Source organism: Niveispirillum sp. GW835-FHT14G11 (genome assembly GCF_058793615.1).
Window position 1 is genome coordinate 297911 of sequence record NZ_JBXAFZ010000005.1, and the last position, 21871, is coordinate 319781.

21 protein-coding genes and 1 riboswitch are annotated in these 21871 nt (G+C 65.9%); of the genes, 19 read left to right on the forward strand and 2 right to left on the reverse strand.

Going from position 1 to position 21871, the window contains the following annotated elements; genetic code table 11:
• The first annotated feature begins 68 nt into the window (after positions 1-68).
• From AC1Q7F_RS11930 to AC1Q7F_RS11995, 14 genes are all read left to right on the forward strand, one after another.
• Positions 69-842: a M48 family metallopeptidase gene (locus AC1Q7F_RS11930; RefSeq protein ID WP_492507004.1), complete on the forward strand. Its 774-nt coding sequence runs from the start codon at positions 69-71 to the stop codon at positions 840-842.
• Entirely contained in the window at positions 832-2436 is a 1605-nt protein-coding gene (locus AC1Q7F_RS11935; protein WP_492507006.1) for an alkaline phosphatase family protein, read from the forward strand. The genes AC1Q7F_RS11930 and AC1Q7F_RS11935 overlap by 11 nt, the downstream gene beginning before the upstream one ends.
• Positions 2433-3326 carry a LysR family transcriptional regulator gene (locus AC1Q7F_RS11940; RefSeq protein ID WP_492507008.1) on the forward strand — a complete coding sequence of 298 codons (894 nt, stop codon included), beginning with the start codon at positions 2433-2435 and terminating at the stop codon, positions 3324-3326. The genes AC1Q7F_RS11935 and AC1Q7F_RS11940 overlap by 4 nt, the downstream gene beginning before the upstream one ends.
• 287 nt (positions 3327-3613) lie before the next feature.
• A complete protein-coding gene (locus AC1Q7F_RS11945) occupies positions 3614-4090 on the forward strand; it encodes a formate dehydrogenase subunit gamma (protein WP_492507010.1) in 477 nt (158 codons plus the stop codon).
• Positions 4087-5631 carry a formate dehydrogenase beta subunit gene (locus AC1Q7F_RS11950; protein ID WP_492507012.1) on the forward strand — a complete coding sequence of 515 codons (1545 nt, stop codon included), beginning with the start codon at positions 4087-4089 and terminating at the stop codon, positions 5629-5631. Before AC1Q7F_RS11945 ends, AC1Q7F_RS11950 begins: the two co-directional genes overlap by 4 nt.
• Positions 5632-5641: 10 nt before the next feature.
• Positions 5642-8512, forward strand: a complete 2871-nt coding sequence (gene fdhF, locus AC1Q7F_RS11955) for a formate dehydrogenase subunit alpha (protein ID WP_492507014.1) — start codon at positions 5642-5644, stop codon at positions 8510-8512.
• A complete protein-coding gene (gene fdhD, locus AC1Q7F_RS11960; protein ID WP_492507015.1) occupies positions 8509-9330 on the forward strand; it encodes a formate dehydrogenase accessory sulfurtransferase FdhD in 822 nt (273 codons plus the stop codon). Before fdhF ends, fdhD begins: the two co-directional genes overlap by 4 nt.
• Entirely contained in the window at positions 9320-9529 is a 210-nt protein-coding gene (locus AC1Q7F_RS11965) for a formate dehydrogenase subunit delta (protein WP_492507017.1), read from the forward strand. Before fdhD ends, AC1Q7F_RS11965 begins: the two co-directional genes overlap by 11 nt.
• Before the next feature lie 259 nt (positions 9530-9788).
• The gene (locus AC1Q7F_RS11970) at positions 9789-11447 is read left to right on the forward strand and encodes an OFA family MFS transporter (RefSeq protein ID WP_492507019.1); all 1659 of its coding nucleotides are present in this window, start codon (positions 9789-9791) and stop codon (positions 11445-11447) included.
• A 294-nt stretch (positions 11448-11741) separates the two neighbouring features.
• Positions 11742-12161, forward strand: coding sequence for a c-type cytochrome (locus AC1Q7F_RS11975; protein ID WP_492507020.1), 420 nt, complete (start codon positions 11742-11744; stop codon positions 12159-12161).
• Positions 12162-12610: 449 nt separating this feature from the next.
• Entirely contained in the window at positions 12611-13057 is a 447-nt protein-coding gene (locus tag AC1Q7F_RS11980; protein WP_492507022.1) for a MarR family winged helix-turn-helix transcriptional regulator, read from the forward strand.
• Positions 13050-14117 carry an HlyD family secretion protein gene (locus AC1Q7F_RS11985; protein ID WP_492507024.1) on the forward strand — a complete coding sequence of 356 codons (1068 nt, stop codon included), beginning with the start codon at positions 13050-13052 and terminating at the stop codon, positions 14115-14117. The genes AC1Q7F_RS11980 and AC1Q7F_RS11985 overlap by 8 nt, the downstream gene beginning before the upstream one ends.
• 35 nt (positions 14118-14152) lie before the next feature.
• Positions 14153-15670 carry a DHA2 family efflux MFS transporter permease subunit gene (locus AC1Q7F_RS11990; protein WP_492507026.1) on the forward strand — a complete coding sequence of 506 codons (1518 nt, stop codon included), beginning with the start codon at positions 14153-14155 and terminating at the stop codon, positions 15668-15670.
• Between the two features lie 63 nt (positions 15671-15733).
• Positions 15734-15979 (forward strand): hypothetical protein, encoded by a 246-nt coding sequence (locus AC1Q7F_RS11995; RefSeq protein WP_492507027.1) that lies wholly within the window; start codon positions 15734-15736, stop codon positions 15977-15979.
• A 2-nt stretch (positions 15980-15981) separates the two neighbouring features.
• Here the strand turns inward: AC1Q7F_RS11995 and AC1Q7F_RS12000 are convergent, their stop codons facing one another.
• On the reverse strand, positions 15982-16800 hold the full coding sequence (locus AC1Q7F_RS12000; protein WP_492507029.1) for a substrate-binding periplasmic protein: 819 nt from the start codon (positions 16798-16800) through the stop codon (positions 15982-15984).
• 196 nt (positions 16801-16996) lie between these two features.
• Positions 16997-17125 (reverse strand): hypothetical protein, encoded by a 129-nt coding sequence (locus AC1Q7F_RS12005; protein ID WP_492507030.1) that lies wholly within the window; start codon positions 17123-17125, stop codon positions 16997-16999.
• 200 nt (positions 17126-17325) lie between these two features.
• A riboswitch (guanidine-I (ykkC/yxkD leader) is annotated at positions 17326-17443 on the forward strand.
• A gap of 72 nt (positions 17444-17515) precedes the next feature.
• On the opposite strand from AC1Q7F_RS12005, the gene AC1Q7F_RS12010 reads away from it, so the two are divergent.
• The 5 genes from AC1Q7F_RS12010 to AC1Q7F_RS12030 all read left to right on the forward strand — a co-directional run bounded on the left by AC1Q7F_RS12010 (position 17516) and on the right by AC1Q7F_RS12030 (position 21868).
• On the forward strand, positions 17516-18589 hold the full coding sequence (locus AC1Q7F_RS12010; RefSeq protein WP_492507032.1) for a putative urea ABC transporter substrate-binding protein: 1074 nt from the start codon (positions 17516-17518) through the stop codon (positions 18587-18589).
• 133 nt (positions 18590-18722) lie between these two features.
• Positions 18723-19544, forward strand: a complete 822-nt coding sequence (locus tag AC1Q7F_RS12015) for an ABC transporter permease (protein WP_492507034.1) — start codon at positions 18723-18725, stop codon at positions 19542-19544.
• On the forward strand, positions 19541-20371 hold the full coding sequence (locus AC1Q7F_RS12020) for an ABC transporter ATP-binding protein (RefSeq protein ID WP_492507036.1): 831 nt from the start codon (positions 19541-19543) through the stop codon (positions 20369-20371). Before AC1Q7F_RS12015 ends, AC1Q7F_RS12020 begins: the two co-directional genes overlap by 4 nt.
• Before the next feature lie 13 nt (positions 20372-20384).
• A complete protein-coding gene (locus tag AC1Q7F_RS12025) occupies positions 20385-21200 on the forward strand; it encodes an urea amidolyase associated protein UAAP1 (protein ID WP_492507038.1) in 816 nt (271 codons plus the stop codon).
• Between the two features lie 17 nt (positions 21201-21217).
• Positions 21218-21868: an urea amidolyase associated protein UAAP2 gene (locus AC1Q7F_RS12030; protein WP_492507040.1), complete on the forward strand. Its 651-nt coding sequence runs from the start codon at positions 21218-21220 to the stop codon at positions 21866-21868.
• The last annotated feature ends 3 nt before the right edge of the window (positions 21869-21871 follow it).

Here is a 21871-nt window from a genome sequence, read left to right on the forward strand (position 1 = left end):
CGCTGGCGGGGGGCGACGGCACCGGATAGGATGCGGCAGCCTCATCCCCCGGAGCCCCCGTTCCCGCCTTGAACTTCCTGCGCAAGATCCTGGCCCCCGCGACGGCGAAGCCCAAGAAGCGCCCGGCCCTGCCGCCGCCGCGCCTGATGGCCATGGCCGGCGTGCCGGTGCCGGTGGAGGTGCGGGTATCGGCACGGGCGCGGCGGCTGTCCATGCGGGTGGACACGGCGCGCAACATCGTGCGCATCTCCACCCCGCCGCGTATCGCCGATGCCGACCTGCGGCTGTTCGTGGGAAGGCACATGGACTGGTTGCGCCAGCGCCTGTCTTGCGTGCCGGACAAGGTGCCCTTCCTGCCCGGCGCCGTCGTCCCCATCCTGGGCATCGACCATGTCATCCGCCATGCACCCGACGGCCGGCGCACGCCACAGCCCGTCACCCTGCCCGACGGCAGCCATGAATTGCACGTGGGCGGGGAGTTGGCGTTCGTGCCCCGCCGCGTGGCCGACTATCTGAAGGCGGAGGCCCGCCGCCTGCTGTCCGCCCGGTCGCAGGAGAAGGCGGCCAAGCTGGGCGCCCGCGTCGCCGGCATCAGCATCCGCGACACCAAATCCCGCTGGGGCAGTTGTTCACCCGACGGGCGACTGTCCTATTGCTGGCGGCTGATCATGGCCCCGGAACCAGTCTTCGACTATGTGGTGGCACATGAGGTGGCGCATCTGAAGGAGATGAACCATTCCGCCCGTTTCTGGGCCGTCTGCGCCAGCCTGACCGATGGTGTGGCGCATAATCGCGACTGGCTGCGGGCCAACGGCGCCCGGCTGCACCGCTATGGCGGCTGATATTTGGCGCTGGCTGGCGGCCCTGGCTGGTCTGGCGGCGCTGTCCCTGCTGATGGGCCTGCCCGCCATTCCCGGCGACATGCTGGCCCCCGACCATCGCGGCCTTGTCCTGGAACTGCCTTTGCTGCTGGCCGCCCTGGCCCTGATACGGGTGCGGCCGGGGCCGGCAGTCGCCTGGGTGATGGGTGGCGCCTGCTGGCTGGTCCTGCTGCTGCGGCTGGCCGATCTGGTGGCCATGATGGCCGCCGGCCGGCGGTTCGAGCCGGCCTTCGACCCCGCTTTGATCCCGGCGCTCTGGGATGTGGTGGCCACCGGTGCCGGCGGCCTGGTCCTGGGCGTCGGGCTGATCGTCGGCCTGGGCAGTCTGCTTCTGCTCTGCCGCTGGCTGGCCGGGCTGGCGCTGGCACCGTTGGGGCTGCGGCACGGCCGTCCCGCTCTCCTGCTGTTCGGCTTGGGCTATGCGCTGGCGACGCTGACCGGAATGCAGCTGCTGCAGCCCGCGGATCGCGGACCTGTCGGTGCCATCGCCGAGCAAGCCGCCCGCTGGCGCGAAGCGCAGCGGGTGGAGGTGGCGATGCGGGCCGCGATGGACCATGACCCGGCGGCAGGGGTCGAGAATGACAAACTGTTCTCCGCCCTGCGTGGCCGCCCCATCATCTTGGCCTGGGTCGAATCCTACGGTTTCTCCGCCCTGACCGACCCGCGTCAGGCCGAAACCGTGCGCAACCGGCTGGCGACCCTGGACGGGGAACTGGCCGCCGCCGGATTCCGCTGCCGGTCCGGTCTTGTGGAAAGCCCGGTGATCGGCGGGCGCAGCTGGCTGGCCCATGGCACGCTGCGCGCCGGCATCCGCCAGGACCAGCCCTTGGCCCAGCAGCTGGTGCTGGCCGCCGACCGTGGCGGGCTGGTGCGCCACTTGAGCCAGGCCGGTTGGCGCACCGTTGCCGCCATGCCCGGCCTGTCCGTGCAATGGCTGGAAGGTGCGGCCTGGGGGTTCGAACAGGTGCTGGACCGCACCTCCTTCCCCTATGACGGTCCCGCCTTCGGCTGGTCGCCGATGCCGGATCAGGCCTTGCTGGACAGTCTGACCCCGGATCGTCTGGCCGGCGACGGCCGCCCGCTGTTCCTGGAGATCGTGCTGACCAGCAGCCACGCCCCCTGGACACCGCTGCCGCCCTGGCAGGATGACGGCGGCTCCTATGCCCAGACCGACCTGCGCCCGGATTACCGCGACATGGCTGGCGCCTATGGGCGGTCGCTGGATTACAGCCTGCGTGCCTTGGGCGACTGGCTGGTACGGCGCGCACCTGCCGACGCGCTGGTCATCATCCTGGGCGATCACCCGGCTTTGGACTGGATCTCCCAGGGTCGCGACCATCTTGTGCCGCTGCACATCCTGTCGCGCGATGCCGGGTTGCTGGACCGGCTGGACGGGCTTGCCCTGACCGAGGGCATGGTGCCGGATGCTGGTGCCAGGCCCCTGGCCATGTGGAACCTCTATCCCGAACTGCTGGCCCGTTTCGGCCCACAGCCCTTGCCACAGCCGCCGATCCATGAGGACATGACGGGAAGGAATGGAGGGGTCATGCCATGATCGACAAGCTCGAACTGTTCCTGGCCCTGGCCCGCGCCCGCCATTTCGGCCGCGCGGCGGAAGAAGCGGGCGTGTCCCAGCCCACCTTGTCGGCCGGGGTGAAGCATCTGGAGGAAATGCTGGGCGTGCCGCTGGTGGTGCGCGGTTCCCGCTTCCAGGGCTTCACGGCAGAAGGCGAACGGCTGCTGGAATGGTCGCGCCGGCTGGTGGGCGACTGGCGCGCCATGCGCCAGGATATCGACGCGCTGCGCAAGACGGTCTGCGGCCATTTCCGGCTGGCCGCCGTGCCCACCGCCCTGGCCATGGTGCCCAAGCTGACCATTGCCGTCATCGACAAGCATCCGGGCGTGGATTTCCTGATCCTGGCATCCAATTCCCAGAAGATCATGGAACAGGTGGAAAACCTGGCCATCGATGCCGGCCTGACCTATCTGGACAATGAACCGGTCGGCAATTTCATCCAGATCCCGCTCTATCGCGAGCGCTATCACCTGATCACTGGGCCGCACAGTTCCTTTTCCGGCCGGACGGAGGTGCGCTGGTCGGAGCTTCAGGGTGTGCCGCTCTGCCTTTTGTCGCCCGACATGCAGAACCGCCGCATCATCGACCGCGCGCTGCACCGTGTGGGCGTGAAGGCGGAGGTGGCGGTGGAGAGCAATTCCATGACCGCCCTGGCCGCCCATGTCCGCACCGGCCGCTGGACCAGCATCATGCCCACCGTGCTGATGGAAGCCCTGGGCCTGCCCGTGGAGTTGAAGGCCATCCCCCTGGTCGATCCGGTGATCGAGCATACGATCGGCATGGTGATGATGGACCGGCAGCCCCATTCCCCCATGGCCACCGCCATGATCGCGGCGGCCAAACGGGTGTCGCTGATCCATACTCCCTGAATTATCCCCGACCAATGTCGATAGGGGATGGGGTGCGAGTGACTCGTAACCCCCAACAGCGCATGGTTAACGGCGTTGCCGCATGCGGTCAGCGGGTGGCTGGATCGCCAGCAATCTTGCCGCACACGGCAAAAATCACGCCCTCCCAAAGGCTTGAACATGGACCGGGCAACGCCCGTCATCCCAACCGTTCGATCAGGATGTGCAATCGCTCAACAAAACAATCCCATTGATGCCGGGGGCATTGCAGCGAATTCTGCGCGGGTGATTGCCCGCTGGAGTTCCCAATGACCCCCCCTATGCCTTGGGACGAGCGCCACGCAGCCGATATCATTCATCGGCACCTGCATCTGGAGGGTCCGACCCTTCCGATCCTGCATGCTGTGCAGGAGGCGTTCGGCTTTATTCCCGACCCGGTCGTGCCCATGATCGCCGACGCGTTGAACCTGTCGCGCGCCGAAATCCATGGCGTCGTCACCTTCTATCATGATTTCCGGCACCAGCCGGCGGGCCGCCACGTCATCAAACTCTGCCGGGCGGAGGCGTGCCAGTCGCTGGGGGCGGAAAAGATGGCCACCGGCCTGCTGGAGCGCCTGGGCGTCGCCTGGGGCGAGACCACCAAGGACGGCAATGTCACCGTGGAAGCCGTCTATTGCCTGGGCCTGTGCGCCTGCGCGCCGGCCGCCCTGATCGATGGTGACCCGGTGGGCCGCCTGGATGGCGCCGGACTGGCCGCCGCCGTTGAGGAGGTGCGCTGGTCATGACCCGGATCTTCATTCCCCAGGATGTGGCCGCATTGGCCGTGGGTGCCGAAAAGGTGGCCAAATCCATCGCCGCCCAGGGTGGCGATGGCGTGACCATCATCCGCACCGGCTCGCGCGGGCTGTTCTGGCTGGAACCGCTGGTGGAGGTGGAAACACCGGCCGGCCGCATCGCCTATGGCCCGGTCACGCCGGCTGACGTGCCGGGCCTGTTCGTGGCGGGGTTTCTGTCGGGGGCCAAGCATCCCCTCCATCTGGGGCCGACCGAGGATATCCCCTGGCTGGCCCGCCAGAACCGCCTGACCTTCGCCCGCTGCGGCATCATCGACCCGCTGTCGATCACCGATTACAAGGCCCATGGCGGTTTCAAGGGCATCAATCGCGCCCTGGAACTGGGTCCGGCCAATACCATCGAGGAGGTGGTGAGGTCCGGCCTGCGCGGGCGTGGCGGTGCGGGCTTCCCCACCGGCATCAAATGGCGGACCGTCGCCGCCGCCCCCGCCGACCGCCGCTATATCGTCTGCAACGCCGACGAGGGCGACAGCGGCACCTTCGCCGACCGCATGATGCTGGAGGGTGATCCCCTGGCCCTGATCGAGGGCATGGTGATCGCCGGCTATGGCGTGGGCGCGGATAAGGGCTATGTCTATTCCCGGTCGGAATATCCCCACGCCAACCACATCTTCGCGCGTGCCCTGTATGTGGCGCGCAAGGCCGGGCTGCTGGGCCCCTCCGTCCTGGGCACCGATTTCGGCTTCGATATCGAGTTGCGGGTGGGGGCCGGCGCCTATGTCTGCGGGGAGGAGACGGCGCTGCTGGAAAGCCTGGAGGGCAAGCGCGGCGTGGTGCGGGCCAAGCCGCCTTTGCCGGCCATCAAGGGCCTGTTCGGCCGCCCGACCGTGGTCAACAACCTGCTGTCGCTGGCCACCGTCCCCACCATCCTGGCCAATGGCGCACAGGCCTATGCGGATTACGGCATGGGAAGGTCGCGCGGCACCATGCCCATCCAGATCGCTGGCAATGTGAGGTTCGGCGGCCTGTTCGAGGATGCGTTCGGCATTACCTTGGGCGAGATCGTCAATGAGGTCGGGGGCGGCACCCTGACGGGCCGTCCCGTGAAGGCGGTGCAATGCGGTGGGCCCTTGGGTGCCTATTTCCCCCCTGCCCTGTTCGACACCCAATATGATTATGAGGCCTTCACGGCACGCGGCGGCCTGATCGGCCATGGCGGCATCGTGGTCTTCGATGACAGTGTCGACCTGTCGGCGCAAGCCCGGTTCGCCATGGAATTCTGCGCCATCGAGAGTTGCGGCAAATGCACACCCTGCCGCATCGGCTCCACGCGCGGGACCGAAGTGATCGACCGCATCATCCAGGGCGTGAATGTCGAGGCGAACATCGCCCTGGTCGAGGATCTCTGCCAGACGATGAAGTTCGGCTCGCTCTGCGCCCTGGGCGGTTTCACCCCCTACCCGGTCTTGAGCGCGCTTCAGCATTTCCCCGAGGATTTCCGGCGCGGGTCCCTGCCCGTGGCGGCGGAATAGGGAGAGCCCGATGACTCTCGTGCATGAAATAGACTATGGCACCCCGGCGTCGCGCGCCGACAAGCTGGTCACCCTGACCATCGACGGGCAGTCCGTCACCGTGCCCGAAGGCACCTCCATCATGCGCGCAGCGATGGAGATGGGGACGCAAATCCCCAAGCTGTGCGCCACCGACATGGTGGATGCGTTCGGTTCCTGCCGCCTCTGCCTGGTGGAGATCGAGGGGCGGGCCGGCACGCCATCCTCCTGCACCACGCCCGTGGCGCCGGGCCTGAATGTGAAGACCCAGACCCCGCGCCTGAAGCAGCTGCGCAAGGGGGTGATGGAGCTTTACATCTCCGACCATCCGCTGGACTGTTTGACCTGTGCCGCCAACGGCGACTGTGAATTGCAGGACATGGCCGGTGCCGTGGGCCTGCGCGAGGTGCGCTATGGCATGGACGGCGCCAACCATTTCGCGCCCACGTCCGAACTGAAGCTGCCCAAGGATGAGAGCAACCCCTATTTCACCTATGACCCCGCCAAATGCATCGTCTGCTCCCGCTGCGTGCGGGCATGCGAGGAGGTGCAGGGCACCTTCGCCCTGACCATCGAGGGGCGCGGCTTCGACAGCCGGGTGTCGCCCGGCCAGCATAATGCCTTCCTGGAAAGCGACTGCGTGTCCTGCGGCGCCTGCGTCCAGGCCTGCCCCACCGCGACCTTGCAGGAAAAGTCGGTCATCGAGATCGGGCAGCCGGAGCATTCCGTCGTCACCACCTGCGCCTATTGCGGCGTGGGCTGCGCCTTCAAGGCGGAGATGCGCGGGGACGAGCTGGTGCGCATGGTCCCCTATAAGGATGGCAAGGCCAACCGCGGCCATTCCTGTGTGAAGGGCCGCTTCGCCTGGGGCTACGCCACTCACAAGGAACGCATCCTCTCCCCCATGATCCGCGACAGCATCGACCAGCCCTGGCGCGAGGTCGGCTGGGAGGAGGCCATCGGTTTCACCGCCAACAAGCTGAAAAACATCCAGGCCAGGTATGGCAAGGACAGTATCGGCGGCATCACCTCGTCCCGCTGCACCAACGAGGAAACATTCCTGGTGCAGAAGCTGATCCGCGCCGGCTTCGGCACCAACAATGTCGATACCTGCGCCCGCGTCTGTCACTCCCCGACCGGCTATGGCCTGAAGACAACCTTCGGCACGTCGGCCGGCACCCAGGATTTCGACAGCGTCGAGCATACCGATGTGGTGATCGTCATCGGCGCCAACCCCACCGATGGTCACCCCGTCTTCGCGTCCCGCCTGAAGAAGCGGCTGCGCCAGGGGGCGAAGCTGATCGTCATCGATCCGCGCCGCATCGACATGGTGAAGTCGCCGCATATCAAGGCGGCGGTGCATCTGCCCCTGCGTCCGGGCACCAATGTCGCCATGGTCACCGCCCTGGCCCATGTCATCGTCACCGAAGGGCTGGTGGATGAGGAATTCGTGCGCGAGCGCTGCGACTGGACGGATTTCCAGGAATGGGCCGCCTTCGTCGCCGAACCCCGCAACAGCCCGGAGATCGTGGGGCCGATGGCGGGTGTGGAGCCCGACGCCATCCGCCAGGCCGCGCGCCTGTTCGCCACCGGCGGCAATGGCGCCATCTATTACGGGCTGGGCGTGACCGAACATTCCCAGGGCAGCACCACCGTGATGGCCATCGCCAACCTGGCCATGGCCACGGGCAATATCGGCCGGCCCGGCGTGGGCGTGAACCCGTTGCGCGGGCAGAACAATGTCCAGGGCGCCTGCGACATGGGCTCCTTCCCGCATGAATTCTCCGGCTACCGCCACGTCGCCGACGATGCTGTGCGCACCATGTTCGAGGAACTCTGGGGCGTGCCCCTGTCGGCGGAACCCGGCCTGCGCATCCCCAACATGCTGGACGCCGCCGTCGACGGCACCTTCAAGGGCCTTTATGTGCAGGGTGAGGATATCCTGCAGTCCGATCCCAACACCCACCATGTCGCCGCCGGACTGGCCGCCATGGACTGCGTCATCGTCCAGGATTTGTTCCTGAACGAGACTGCGAACTATGCCCACGTCTTCCTGCCCGGCTGCACCTTCCTGGAAAAGGACGGCACCTTCACCAATGCCGAACGCCGCATCCAGCGGGTGCGCCGCGTCATGGCGCCTAAGAACGGGTATGCCGACTGGGAAGTGACAATGCTGCTGGCCAAGGCCATGGGCTTTGCCATGGATTACGCCCATCCCAGCCAGATCATGGATGAGATCGCCAAGGTCACGCCGTCCTTCAAGGGCGTGTCCTATCAGCGGCTGGAGGAGATGGGATCGATCCAGTGGCCCTGCAACGACAAGGCGCCGGAAGGCACGCCCGTCATGCATATCGGCGGCTTCGTGCGCGGCAAGGGCAAGTTTGTCATCACCGAATATATCCCGACGGAGGAGCGCACCGGTGCCCGCTTCCCGCTGCTGCTGACCACGGGCCGCATCCTGTCGCAATATAATGTCGGGGCGCAGACCCGCCGCACGGCCAACACCGTTTTCCATGGCGAGGACCGGCTGGAGATCCACCCCCACGATGCGGAGAACCGGGGCGTCAAGGATGGCGACTGGGTGAAGCTGCAAAGCCGGGCGGGCGAGACCACCCTGCGCGCCGAGATCACGGAGCGGGTGGCACCGGGCGTGGTCTACACCACCTTCCACCATCCGGGCACCCAGGCCAATGTCATCACCACCGACTATTCCGACTGGGCCACCAACTGCCCGGAATACAAGGTGACGGCGGTGCAGATCAGCCTGTCCAACGGCCCCACCCAATGGCAGCAGGACTATGAGGCCCAGGCCCAGCGCTCCCGCCACATCGCAGGCCATGACCCGGCGGAGGCGGCGGAGTGACCAACCCCGCGAAACCCCTTCAGCGGCTGGCTTGGCGCGACGGCACCATGCGGGAAGGTACGCGCATCGTGGCGGCGGAGGTGCCCGTCGCCATCGTGCATGACGGCGCCACCTATGCCGTAATGATGGCCAGCCCCATCGACCTGGAGGATTTCGCCACCGGCTTCAGCCTGACCGAAGGCGTGATCGACACGCCGGACGAGGTGGAGGAGTTGGACCTGGTGGAGACGGAACTGGGCTGGGTGGCCCGGCTGTGGCTGTCAAAGCGGCTGCGCGCCGCCCTGGACACTCGCCGCCGCCGCCTGACCGGCCCCGCCGGCTGCGGCCTGTGCGGGGTGGAAAGCCTGTCGGAAGCCGTGAAGCCGGCCCGACCGGTGGGGCGTGGCGTGCGGCTGACACCGCTTGCATTGGCCCAGGGGTTTGATGCGATGTCGCAACAGCAGACCCTGGGCCGCCTGACCCGCGCCGTCCACGCCGCTGCCTTCCTGGCACCGGACGGCAGCCTGACGGTGCGCGAGGATGTGGGCCGCCACAATGCGCTGGACAAGCTGATCGGCGCCCTGGCCCGCCAGGGTATCGACGCCAAGGACGGGGCGATCCTGATGACCAGCCGCGTGTCGGTGGAACTGGTGCAGAAGGCGGCCATGGCCGGCTGTGCCCTGTTGGCCGCCGTGTCCGCCCCTTCCACGCTCGCCGTGAAGCTGGCCGATGATGCCGGCATGACCCTGGTGGCCGTGGCCCGGTCCGACGGGTTCGAGGTTTTCTGCCACCCGCACCGTATCCTGATCGAAACCGAGGAGCAGACCCGTGTCGCCTGACAAGCTGGTCATGATGGCCAACCAGATCGGCGCCTTTTTCGCCAGCCAGGGCCCGGAGGGGACCAAGGGCGTGGCCGACCATATCAGGAGTTTCTGGGACCCGCGCATGCGGGCCGGCATTTTCGAGCATCTGGACAAGGGCGGCGAGGGGTTGAGCCCGATCGTCGTCCAGGCGTTGGAAAGCCTGCGTAAAGTATAGGTGCTTCTCGCCCACCTCATAACCGCTCCCTCGTCATCCCGGCGAAAGCCGGGACCCAGGGGCAACAAGATCAAACCTTTAAGCTGCTTGGATCAACGCTGCTGACAGGTGGAATACTTGGCCCCTGGGTCCCGGCTTTCGCCGGGATGACGCAGAAGAACAAGAATTTACCCGACCGGAGCCATCCAAAGAAGCCCCGGCATATCGCGTCCATCCAAATCCGCCTTACAGGGGCGAACGAACAGGAGGAAACAAGGGCATGGTAGCGGCAGATCAAACCCAAGGTCAGGGCTTTGCACAGCCCAGCCTTCTGGACCGCGAGCGCATCATTGCGCATGCGGGCTTCAATCGCTGGCTGGTGCCGCCGGCGGCCTTGGCCATCCATCTGTGCATCGGCATGGCCTATGGGTTCAGCGTGTTCTGGCTGCCGCTCAGCCAGTCGATCGGCATCACCGCCCCCGTGGCGTGCCCGGCGGAAACCGCCGGCCTGCTGAATGCCCTGTTCACCACCTCCTGCGACTGGAAGGTGGCGGACCTGGGCTGGATGTATACCCTGTTCTTCGTCCTGCTGGGCTCGTCCGCCGCCATCTGGGGCGGCTGGCTGGAGCGGGAAGGCCCGCGCAAGGCCGGCTTCGTGGCAGCACTCTGCTGGTGCGGCGGCCTGCTGATCTCCGCCATCGGCGTCTATACGCATCAACTCTGGCTGATGTGGCTGGGCTCTGGCGTCATCGGCGGCATCGGGCTGGGCCTGGGCTATATCTCGCCGGTTTCCACTCTGGTGAAATGGTTCCCCGACCGGCGCGGCATGGCCACCGGCATGGCCATCATGGGCTTCGGCGGCGGCGCCATGATCGGCTCGCCGCTGGCCAACATCCTGATGAACAATTTCAAGACGGAAACGTCCGTCGGCGTGTGGGAAACCTTCGTGGTCCTGGCCTTGGTCTATTTCGCCTTCATGATGGCCGGCGCCTTCGGCTATCGCATCCCGCCGCTGGGCTGGCAGCCCAAAGGCTGGACCGCACCGCCGCCCAGCGCCAAGCCGATGATCGCCCATGGCAATGTGCATGTGAAGGATGCGCACAAGACGAAGCAGTTCTGGCTGATCTGGGCCGTGCTGTGCCTGAACGTGTCGGCCGGCATCGGCGTGCTGGGCATGGCCTCGCCCATGTTGCAGGAGATTTTCGGCGGTGCTCTGTTCGGGCAGCCGGAACTGGGCTTCTCCGACCTCAATCCCGACCAGAAGAAGATGATCGCCGGCATCGCCGCCGGCTTCACCGGGCTGTTATCGCTGTTCAACATCGTGGGCCGGTTCTTCTGGGCCTCGCTGTCGGACAAGCTGGGCCGGAAGATGACCTATTTCACCTTCTTCGCGCTCGGCATCGTGCTCTATGCCTCGGCCCCGACGCTGGCCCATATGGGGTCGAAGATCGGGTTCGTGGTGGCCTTCGGCATCATCCTGTCCATGTATGGCGGCGGCTTCGCCACCGTGCCCGCGTACCTCGCCGACATGTTCGGGACGAAGTTCGTGGGCGCCATCCATGGTCGCCTGCTGACCGCCTGGTCGACGGCCGGCATCCTGGGCCCGGTGGTCGTGAATTATATCCGCGAGGCGCAGATCGCCGCCGGCGTGCCGCGCGCCCAGGTCTATGACTACACCATGTATATCCTGGCCGGTTTCCTGGTGCTGGGCTTCATTGCCAACGCCCTGGTCAAGCCCGTGGACCGCAAATGGTTCATGAAGGAAGAGGAACCGGCGGCAGCAAGCGGCGGCACAATCATCGGCAGCCATGGCGCCGGCGATGATGTCGGCAGCGGCGGGCTGGATGCCAAGGTGCTGCTGGCCTGGCTGGCCGTGGGCATCCCCATCGCCTTCGGCGTCTATCAGACGCTGCTGAGCGTGGTGAAGCTGTTCCAGTAACCCGCCCGCCGGGTCCTGGAACCATCGTGACCGGACCGGCCGGGCCCCCGCCCTGCCGGTCCTTGTTCATGGGGAGGGGTTCCCCCGCATGCCTGTCGCCAGTCGCTGAAGCCGGAGATGTTCGATATCGCCATCGATGTCGTCCTATCGCTGGACCTGCGTGATCGACGCGCTGGGGCGTCTGGCCGCATGCGGACGGTGGGACCATTTGGCCGCTTGACCAAAGGCTACCGCCCGGTTGAGATGGTCGCGCACCGCATCGCCGGTGCCCCAACCCCCGTGGGAGACCTTGAGATGAAGTCCCTGTTCACTGCATTCGCCTTGACATGCATCGCCACGCTGTCCGCCGGGGCCGCAATGGCCCAGGACGCCGCCAAGGGCGAGGCCGTGTTCAAAAAATGCATGGCCTGCCATCGCGTCGGTCCCGATGCCAAGAACTTGGTCGGCCCCATCCTGAACGGCGTTGTCGGCCGCACCGCTGGCAAGGTCGAAGGCTACAAATATTCCGAGATCAACCATAATTCGGGTGAGGCGGGGCTGGTCTGGGCCGAAGAGAATCTGGTCGCCTATCTGGCCGATCCGCAGGGCTTCCTGAAGAAGTATCTGGCCGACAAGGGTGCGGCCGACAAGGCCGTGGGCGCCACCAAGATGGCGTTCAAGCTGCCCAACGAACAGGAACGCAAGGACGTCATCGCCTTCCTGAAGACCAAGTAATTCCAAACCACCGGCGTATTGAGGCCCGGTGATCGCAGTTGATCACCGGGCCTCACCATCCGCAACGCCGCATACAGGTCCGAAAGGCCGCGCTTCCCATCGGGGCGCGGCCTTTTGCCTTTTCAAGGTAACCCCTGCCTTTCTCGGGCCCCCGTGCTATCCTGCCCCCGTCACCGCCATCCTTGCGCCTTTTGAACGGAGTCGCCGCCCTGGCGCCTCCGAATGCACCGCATTTTCTGTTTCATCATGTTGCACAAGCCGCTTCCATTCGGAGCCGCAAGGCCCCGAACTCCGGCCGCACCCGTGATATCCGTTTCAAAATGTTGCACAGGACAGGGTCCATTCGGAGCAATGACACCGCCCGCTCCGGCCAAGCTTGCTTTGTCCGCATGGCTGCCCCGGCGTTGCCTGCCTTGCTTATAGTAAGCATGCTTATATTGTGTATGATTATGAGCAACAGCGACCCCACCCCCCAGTTCGGCGCCATGCTGGCGGATTCCGCCCGCCTGATGCGCAAGCGCTTCGACCAGCGCCTGCGTTTCACCGGCAGCACGCGCGCCCAATGGCACGCCATCTTCAAGATCTCCAAGCAGGAGGGCATGAAGCAGGCGGAGCTGGCAGAAATGCTGGAGGTGGAGCCGATTACACTGACCCGGTTGCTGGACCGGATGGCGGAGGGCGGCTGGGTGGAACGCCAGGCCGATCCCCATGACCGCCGCGCCCGCCTGCTGTTCCTGACGGACAAGGCGCGCGAGGCGCTGGGCCCCATGCGGCTGCTGGCCGAGGAGATTTTCGAAGACGCGCTGGCCGGGTTGGACCCGGCGGAGCGCCAACAGCTCATGCATCTGCTGACGCGGGTGCGGACCAATCTTTCCAAGGGTGAGAATGATGAGTGACATAGCCAAGCGCCCCCTGCCCGCATGGCGCCGTCTGGCGCTGGGCCTGGCGCTGCCATTGGTGCTGGCCGGGACGGGAACCTATGTCTGGGTCACCGGTGGCCGATATGTCACCACCGACAATGCCTATGTGAAACAGGACAAGGTCGCTGTGGGGCCGGAGGTGCAGGGGCTGGTGACGGCCGTGCATGTGGGCGAGAGCATGGTGGTCAAGCGCGGTGACCTGCTGTTCGAACTGGATGCCCAGCCCTACCGCATCGCCCTGGCCCAGGCCGACGCCGCCATCGCCACCGCCCGGTTGAATGTGGAGCGGATGCGCGCCGACCTGTCGCAGAAGCGGGCCGAACTGGCGGGGGCCGAACAGGAACTGGAATTCCGCCAGCGCGACCATGACCGCCAGGCCAGTCTGGCCCGGAGCGGCTATGCCGCCCAGGCCAAGCTGGACGAAGCCCGCAACGAGTTGCGGGCCGCCGAGCAGGAGGTCGCCAAGGCCAGGCAGGGCGTGGCCGCCGCCCTGGCCGACCTGGGCGGCGATCCCGTCATCGCCACCGACAGCCACCCGACCGTGATGCAGGCCTTGGCCGCCCGCGACCGGGCGGCGCTGGACCTGGCGCGCACCGCCGTGCATGCGCCGGCCGATGGTATCGCCAGCCAGACCGACCGGCTGCGCGTAGGCCAGATGGCCCTGCCCGGCCTGTCGATGCTGAGTCTGGTGGAAACCAGCGCCACCTATGTGGAAGCCAATGTCAAGGAAACCGACCTGACCCATATGCAGCCGGGCCAGACCGCCACCATCGTGCTGGACGCCTATCCCGGCCGCCCCCTGACGGCCAGGATCACCAGTATCGGGGCCGGCACAGGCTCGGAATTCTCCATCCTGCCGGCCCAGAACGCCACCGGCAACTGGGTGAAGGTGGTGCAGCGCGTGCCCGTACGCCTGGAAATCGCCGGTGGCGGGGCCGTGCCGCTGCGCGCCGGCCTGTCCGCCAATGTGGAGATCGACACGGGCCATGCCCGCGGCCTGCCCGGCTTCGCCACCGCCCAAGCCGCCGGGCGGTAACGTCGGACCCTGACCCGCCGGAACGGGAGCAACCCATGACCGACGCCGCCCCCATCAAACGCGGCCCCCTGACCATCGCCATCATGCTGGCGACGGTCATGCAGGTGCTGGACACCACCATCGCCAATGTTGCGCTGCCCAGCATGCAGGGCAGCCTGGGCGCCGCACAGGACAGCATCACCTGGGTGCTGACCTCCTATATCGTCGCCTCGGCCATCATGACGCCGATGACCGGCTGGCTGACCGACCGGATCGGACTGAAACAGCTGTTCCTGATCTCCGTGGTGGGGTTCACCGTCGCCTCCATGCTGTGCGGCACGGCCGGCAGCCTGGAAGAGATGGTGGCTTGGCGTCTGACCCAGGGCGTGTTCGGCGCGGCGCTGGTGCCGCTGTCGCAGACGGTGCTGCTGAACATCAACCCGGCCGAGCGCCATGGACAGGCTATGGCCATGTGGGGGGCGGGCGTCATGGTCGGCCCCGTCATCGGCCCCACACTGGGCGGCTGGCTGACGGAAAGCCTGAACTGGCGCTGGGTCTTCTATATCAATGTGCCCATCGGCATCATCGCCTTCCTGGGCATCCTGGCCTGGCTGCCAGCCGCACCCAAGCGGCCGCGCGGGTTCGATTTCATCGGCTTCGCGCTGCTGTCCATCGGCGTGGGTGCCCTGCAATTGATGCTGGACCGGGGCGAACAGCTGGACTGGTTCACCGCACCGGAAATCTGGGTGGAACTGGGCGTTTCCATCTCCGCCTTCTGGGCCTTCGGCGTGCATATGCTGACGGCGGACCGGCCCTTCGTGCCGCCGCACCTGCTGCGGGATCGCAATCTGCTGCTGGGGCTGGTGTTCATCTTCATTGTCGGCATCGTGGTGCTGGCCGCCATGGCGCTGCTGCCGCCCATGCTGCAACGGCTGATGGGCTATCCCACCATCACCACCGGCATGGTGATGGCGCCACGCGGCATCGGCGTCATGGTTTCGATGCTGGTGGTGGGCCGGCTGATGCGCATCGTCGATCCACGGCTGCTGATCCTGACGGGGCTGTGCGTCACCGGCTGGTCGCTGCACATGATGACCGGTTTCACCATCATCATGGACGCCACCCCGATCATCCTGTCCGGCGTGATCCAGGGGCTTGGCATCGGCATGGTGTTCGTGCCGCTCTCCGCCATGGCCTTCGCCACCCTGGCCCCGGAGGACCGTGCCGATGCCGCTGGCCTGTTCAGCCTGGTGCGCAATATGGGTAACAGCCTGGGCGTCTCCATCGTCATCTCCGCCCTGGCCCATTTCACCCAGGTCAACCATGCCGAACTGGCCGCCCATGTCAGCCCCTTCAACCCCAATATCGATGGGCCATTGGCCATGGCAGGGCAGGCGGTGCCCGAATTGCTGGCCGCTGCCGATCTGATGGTCAACCGGCAGGCCGCGATGATCGCCTATCTCAACGATTTCAAGATGATGATGGTGATCACGCTGGCCGCCATTCCGCTGCTGCTGCTGTTGCGCAAACCGAAGAACGCAATGCAACCCGATCAGCATGCCGTCCTGGACTAACCACCACGCTTCCCATTCGCATACAGGTTGCACTAAATTGATCCCATCTGAAGAGGTGACGGGATGAGCGACGCGATCCGGCAAATCAGGGCACGCGCCCGGCGCAAGGCGGCGGGGTTGGTGCGGCTGGAGTTCTGGGTACCGGCTGAACGGCGGGGAGAGGTGCGCGCCGCTGTTGCCGCCGTGCTGGCCGGCGAAGGGGGGGAATCTGACGTCATGACCGACGCGGCAGCAGACGCGCCGGACAGTCCCCCTGTTATTCAGCGCCGCCAGCGTCTGATGACGGATATTGACGGGCTGCTGGACTGACCCTAGCGCGCGGGTGCCTGTACTGTCGTCGCGGACAGGGGCGGCACCGCGCCGATCGGGTCCAGTCCCATGGCGCGCACCAGGGCCGGCAGCGTGCCGTCGTCCGTCAGCGATTGGATGGCCTCGTCCATCTCCGCCACCGTGACGGTGCTGGACGGGCTGACCAGACAGGTACGCTCCCGCCAGGCGATATGGATCACGTCAGGCCGGGCAACACCCGCCACCGACGGATCACGCGCCAACGCCTGGCGCCACGCCGCCAGGGGCAGGATCACGGCATCCAGCCGCCCACCCTGCAGCTTGCGCAGGTTCCCCTCGGCATTGCGCGCATCGATGCGCTCCGCCCCCCCGCCGGCGAACATCGCCTCCACTTCCGGCGGATAGAGGAACCCCAGCACCGCGCCGACGCGGGCACCCTTCAGACTGGCCAACTCCGCCTCCCCCCGCAGGCCGGCCGAGAGCAACACGATGTCATGGTCGGCGAACAAGGACCGGGTGAAGCGATCAGACGTGAAATTGGGATAATAGGCCTTGGCCGCCAAGCAATAGGCATCGACATTGCCGACCTGGATTTCCGCCGTGATGCGGTTGCGGGGAACAAAGCGAAAGGCCGCTTCGCGCCCCAGTCTCGCCGCCAGGGCCAAGCCGAATTCCAGCGCAAACCCACCCTTCAACTGTCCGCCTTCCACCAGCGCGAAAGGGGCCTCGTTATGATCGCCGAACGCGAAGATCAGGGACTGGGCCCGGACGGGCGGCAATATCACTAATGCGGCCAGGATAACCGCCAGCAAGCATCGCACACCACCAAACAGACCAGCCATCCCGGCTCCCCCTTTCCCGTCAGGGACATGTTGCGATCACATATCCCACCTTTAGAGATTTTTTAATAAATTTCTGTGGACCTTGGGGAAATATTGCAACCCTGAAACAATTGGTCACATACCGTCGGCGGCAGGGTTCAAAGGCGCCCCGGGCGCGCTTGCCACCAGGTGAGCGCAGACGGGTGGGCCCGCCCGGTCAGTCCTTGGCCTTGGACGCGAAGGACAGCTTGTCCAAGGCCACCAGCACCACCGCCAGACAGAGATACATCGGCACCAGCAGCCAGCGGCTGGCATAGAGGGTGCGTTCGATGAGGCGTTCGATCACGATGCAGGCTCCATCACGGATGATGATAGGGGTGGCAATGACGCAAACGGCCGGACCTGTCAATTGCCAGCCTTTCGCACTGCAACTGCCCATGGATTGGGCATGGTCGGCAGGCAGAATGCCTTTCAACGCGCCAGCTGTGGCGCCGCCAATGCCTGATTCAGCGCCTTTGCGGCTGGCACGCCCCTTGCTGCTATGCGGACAGAGGTGGCTAGGGTTCCGGCCGTGGAGACACGGTGACTGGTCCGAGAGCTGCCGCCAGATGCCGCCGGTCCGCCGGCCCTGTCTGGTACACGGCGGGATAAAAGCCCGGGAGATCGAGGTGGGTTGGCGCCCTCCATCCGGTCTCCGCCAACCCCCAAACCGGTTTTGGAACCAAAGGGGTTGATGATGAAGACGCGCCGCTTCCTTGGAAAATTGACCGCCGGCCTGGTTGCCGCCTCGCTGCTCTCCCTTCCCGCCTTCGCGGCGCCGAAGAAGGATTTCAAGCTGGCCTGGTCGATCTATGTCGGCTGGATGCCGTGGCAGTACGCCGCCGAGCAGGGCATCGTGAAGAAATGGGCCGACAAATACGGCATTTCCATCGAGGTGGTGCAGTTCAACGATTATGTGGAAAGCATCAACCAGTACACGGCCGGCGCCTTCGACGCCGTGACCGTCACCAACATGGATGCGCTGTCCATCCCGGCCGCCGGTGGCGTGGACACCACCGCCGTCATTGTGGGCGACTTCTCCAATGGCAATGATGCCGTCATCCTGAAGGGCAAGGACAAGCTGGCCGACATCAAGGGCCAGAAGGTCAATCTGGTGGAATTTTCCGTCAGCCACTATCTGCTGGCCCGCGCCCTGGAAAGTGCCAAGCTGACGGAAAAGAAGGACGTTACCGTCGTCTCCACCTCCGACGCCGACATGGTGGCGGCCTGGTCCACGGCGGACGTGACGGCCGTCGTCACCTGGAACCCGTTGGTCGCCGAAATCCTGGCCACGCCGGGTGCGAAGAAGGTGTTCGACAGCAGCCAGATCCCGGGTGAGATCATCGATCTGACCGTCGCCAATACCGATGTGCTGAAGGACAATCCGGATTTCGGCAAAGCGCTGGCCGGCATCTGGTACGAGACCATGGGCCTTATGTCCGCCCAGACCCCGGCGGGTGCCGTCGTCCGCACCGCCCTGGGCAAGGCATCGGGCACCGATCTGGCCGGCTATGAGGGCCAGTTGAAGGCCACCCGCATGTTCTACACGCCCAAGGATGCCCTGGCCTTCGTGCGCGGGGGCGAGCCGAAGGCGACGATGCAGAAGGTGGCCGGCTTCCTGTTCGACCATGGCCTGCTGGGCAATGGCGCGCCGTCGGCCGAAGCGGTGGGGATCGAGTTTCCCGGCGGCGCCACCTATGGCAATACCAAGTTCGTGAAGTTCCGCTTCACCGACACCTACATGGCCGCCGCGGCCGACGGGAAGCTCTGAGCGAAAGTGCTCCGTAGGTCAGGTCGAGCCGAAGGCGAGCCCTGACAGATACAGCTTTCAATCCATTGCTGTCAGGTCGAGGTTGTCGCCTCGACCTGACCTGCGGCTCCCCCTGCTCTCGTGGATGCCCCCCATGCGCCTGATCAACCGAAAGCCCGACCGGGCAGGATGGATGCTGTTGGCGGCTCTGCCCTTTTTGGCGGTGCTGGTAGCCTATGCCATGGGGTCGGCGGTGCGACTGGCGGAGAACCCGGCGGACAAGCTGCTGCCGGGCCTTGCCTCCTTCGCCGATGCCATCGACCGCATGGCCTTCACGCCGGACAAGCGCACGGGCAACATCTTGCTGTGGCTGGACACCGGTGCCTCCCTGGCCCGCCTGTTCGCCGGCGTGGCCATCGCGGCGGCGGGCGGGCTGCTGGTGGGGCTGGCGGCCGGGCTGCTGCCCTATGTGCGGGCCGCCCTGGCCCCCTTCGTCACCGTCGTCTCGATGGTGCCGCCGCTGGCCGTACTGCCCATCCTGTTCATCATGGTGGGATTGGGGGAGGCATCGAAGATCACCCTGATCGTGGTCGGCGTCCTGCCCTGCCTGATCCGCGACCTGATGCTGAAGGTCGACGACCTGCCGCGCCAGCAGCTGATCAAGGCCCAGACCCTGGGCGCCAGTAGCTGGACCATCGCCATCCGCGTCGTCCTGCCCCAGATATTGCCCCGCCTGATCGACAGCATCCGCCTGAATCTGGGGCCGGCCTGGCTGTTCCTGATCTCGGCGGAGGCGATTGCCAGCGAAAGCGGGCTGGGCTATCGCATCTTCCTGGTCCGCCGCTATCTGGCCATGGATGTCATCCTGCCCTATGTGGCCTGGATCACTCTGCTCTGCTTCCTGATGGATTTCGCCCTGCGGGTGCTGCAGCGCCGCGCCTTCCCCTGGTTTGAGGATGCGAGGGCCGGATCATGACCCAGATCTCCGTCCGCAATGTCTGGAAGGAATATGGCGAGCAGGTGGTCCTGGAACGGATCAACCTGGAAATCGCCCCGCGTTCCTTCGTGGCCCTGGTCGGCCCGTCGGGATGCGGCAAGACCACCTTCCTGCGCATGCTGTTGTCGCAGGAGACGCCGACCAAGGGCGAGATCCTGATCGATGGCGTGCCCATCTCCAAGGAACCCGGCCCCGACCGTGGCGTGGTGTTCCAGCGCTATTCGGTGTTCCCGCATCTGACCGTGCTGGGCAATGTGCTGCTGGGGGCGGAACTGAAGGGCGGCGGGATTCTCGGCCGCCTGTTCGGTGCCGCCCGCGCCCGCGCGAAGGAGGAAGCGGCCAGCCTGCTGGAAGAGGTCGGCCTGTCGCATGCCCTGGACAAGTATCCGGCACAACTTTCGGGCGGCATGCAGCAGCGTCTGGCCCTGGCCCAGGCACTGATCGCCCGTCCCAAGGTGCTGCTGCTGGACGAGCCATTCGGGGCGCTGGACCCCGGCATCCGCGCCGATGTCCACAAGCTGATGCGCAAACTGTGGCACGAGCATCCGATGAGCGTGGTCATGGTCACCCATGATTTGTCGGAGGCGTTCCACCTGGCCACCCGCGTCATCGCCTTCGACCGCCGCCGCAATCTGCCGGAAGAGCGGCTGCGCTATGGCGCCGGCATCACCAACGATATCGAGGTCTGGCCCCGCCGCGTGGCGGGCAATCCCGGCTTCGGCAAAGACCCCAACCCGCCCCGCCGGGACGACCCGGCTTGTGACGATGGGCAACCGGACCGGGACGACCCGGCCGACGCCGCGTGAGGAGGGAGCCACCATGCCCCGCCAGACCCCAGACCAGATCGCCGCCAATCGTGCCCGTTACCTGGAATTGAAATCCGCCGCCTCCGGCCGGGTGCCGCTGGTCCTGCCCCCGCCCAGCCCGCGCGACAGCGCCCCGCCCAGCGCCGACGCCGTGAAACTGTCGGAGACGCTGCCCGGCGGCTGGTACTGGACCGGGGTGATCCGGTGCGGACAGGTGCTGCGCATCACCAACCCGGCCGCCACGCCGGGCGTGTCGCTGCTGGCCTGGAACTTGGCGGATCCGACGGAACGCTATAACCATGCCGACACGATCAAGATCCAGTGGACGGCGGAACTGCGCAAGGGCCGGGTCCTGTTTTCCGACATGGGCCGCGTGCTGCTGTCCATCGTGGAGGATAGCTGCGGCAGGCATGACACTTTGGTCGGCGGTTCCACGCCGGCCAGCGTGGCGCGGGTCCATGGTCCCGACAGCGGCATCCGCAATGCGCGCGACAATTTCATCCTGGCGGCCGGCAAGCACGGCCTGACCCAGCGCGATGTCCCGCCCTGTATCAGTTTCTTCGCGCCGGTCACCGTGACCGGTGACGGCAGATTCGCCTTTGATGACACCGTCATCCAGCCGGGCGACTTCGTATCACTGCGCGCGGAAATGGATCTGATCCTGGCCATCTCCAACACACCTCACCCCCTGGCGCCACCGGTCATGCCGGCACCCGTGAACCTGACCATTCACACCGCGCCCGGCGCCGATGCGGATGATCTCTGCCGCACCGCCACGGCAGAGGCCGCGCGCGGGTTCGTCAATACCGACGCCTATCTGTCGGCCTGAGAAGGGGAGGAAGAGCCATGAGCGACACCAGCTTCACCCCCGTCCTGTCGTCCCGCGACATCAACAACGCCATTCTTAATGAGGTGATCGCCGCCGAGCATCCCTGGTCCGGCGTCGTGGCCAAGGGCCAGGTGATCCGCATCGTGGACAGCGAAGGCTGCCAGGCTGTCGATACCCTGTTCTATTCACTGGCCGATTTCGCCGAGCGGTACAGTGCCCAGGATACGGTACTGGCCCAGGGCACACCCTATATCGGATCGGGCTCCGTGCTTTATTCCAACCGCGGCAATGCCCTGGCCACAGTCATCGCCGATACCAGCGGCAGCCACGATACCTCGGCAGGTGCCTGCTCGTGTGAGAGCAACATTGTGCGCTTCGGCCAGCACACGAAATATATGCACGCCTGCCGCGAGAATTTCCTGATCGCCGTGTCGCGCCACGGCATGGGCAAACGCGACATCGTGCCGAACATCAATTTCTTCATGAATGTGCCCATCGACCCCGACGGCACGCTCGCCATCGCTGACGGCGTCTCGTCGGGTGGAGATTATGTGGAGTTGGTGGCGGAACAGGACCTGCTCTGCGTCATCTCCAACTGTCCCCAGGTCAACAATCCCTGCAACGGCTTCGACCCCACACCCATCCGCGTGCTGGTCTGGGAAGCGTGAGGG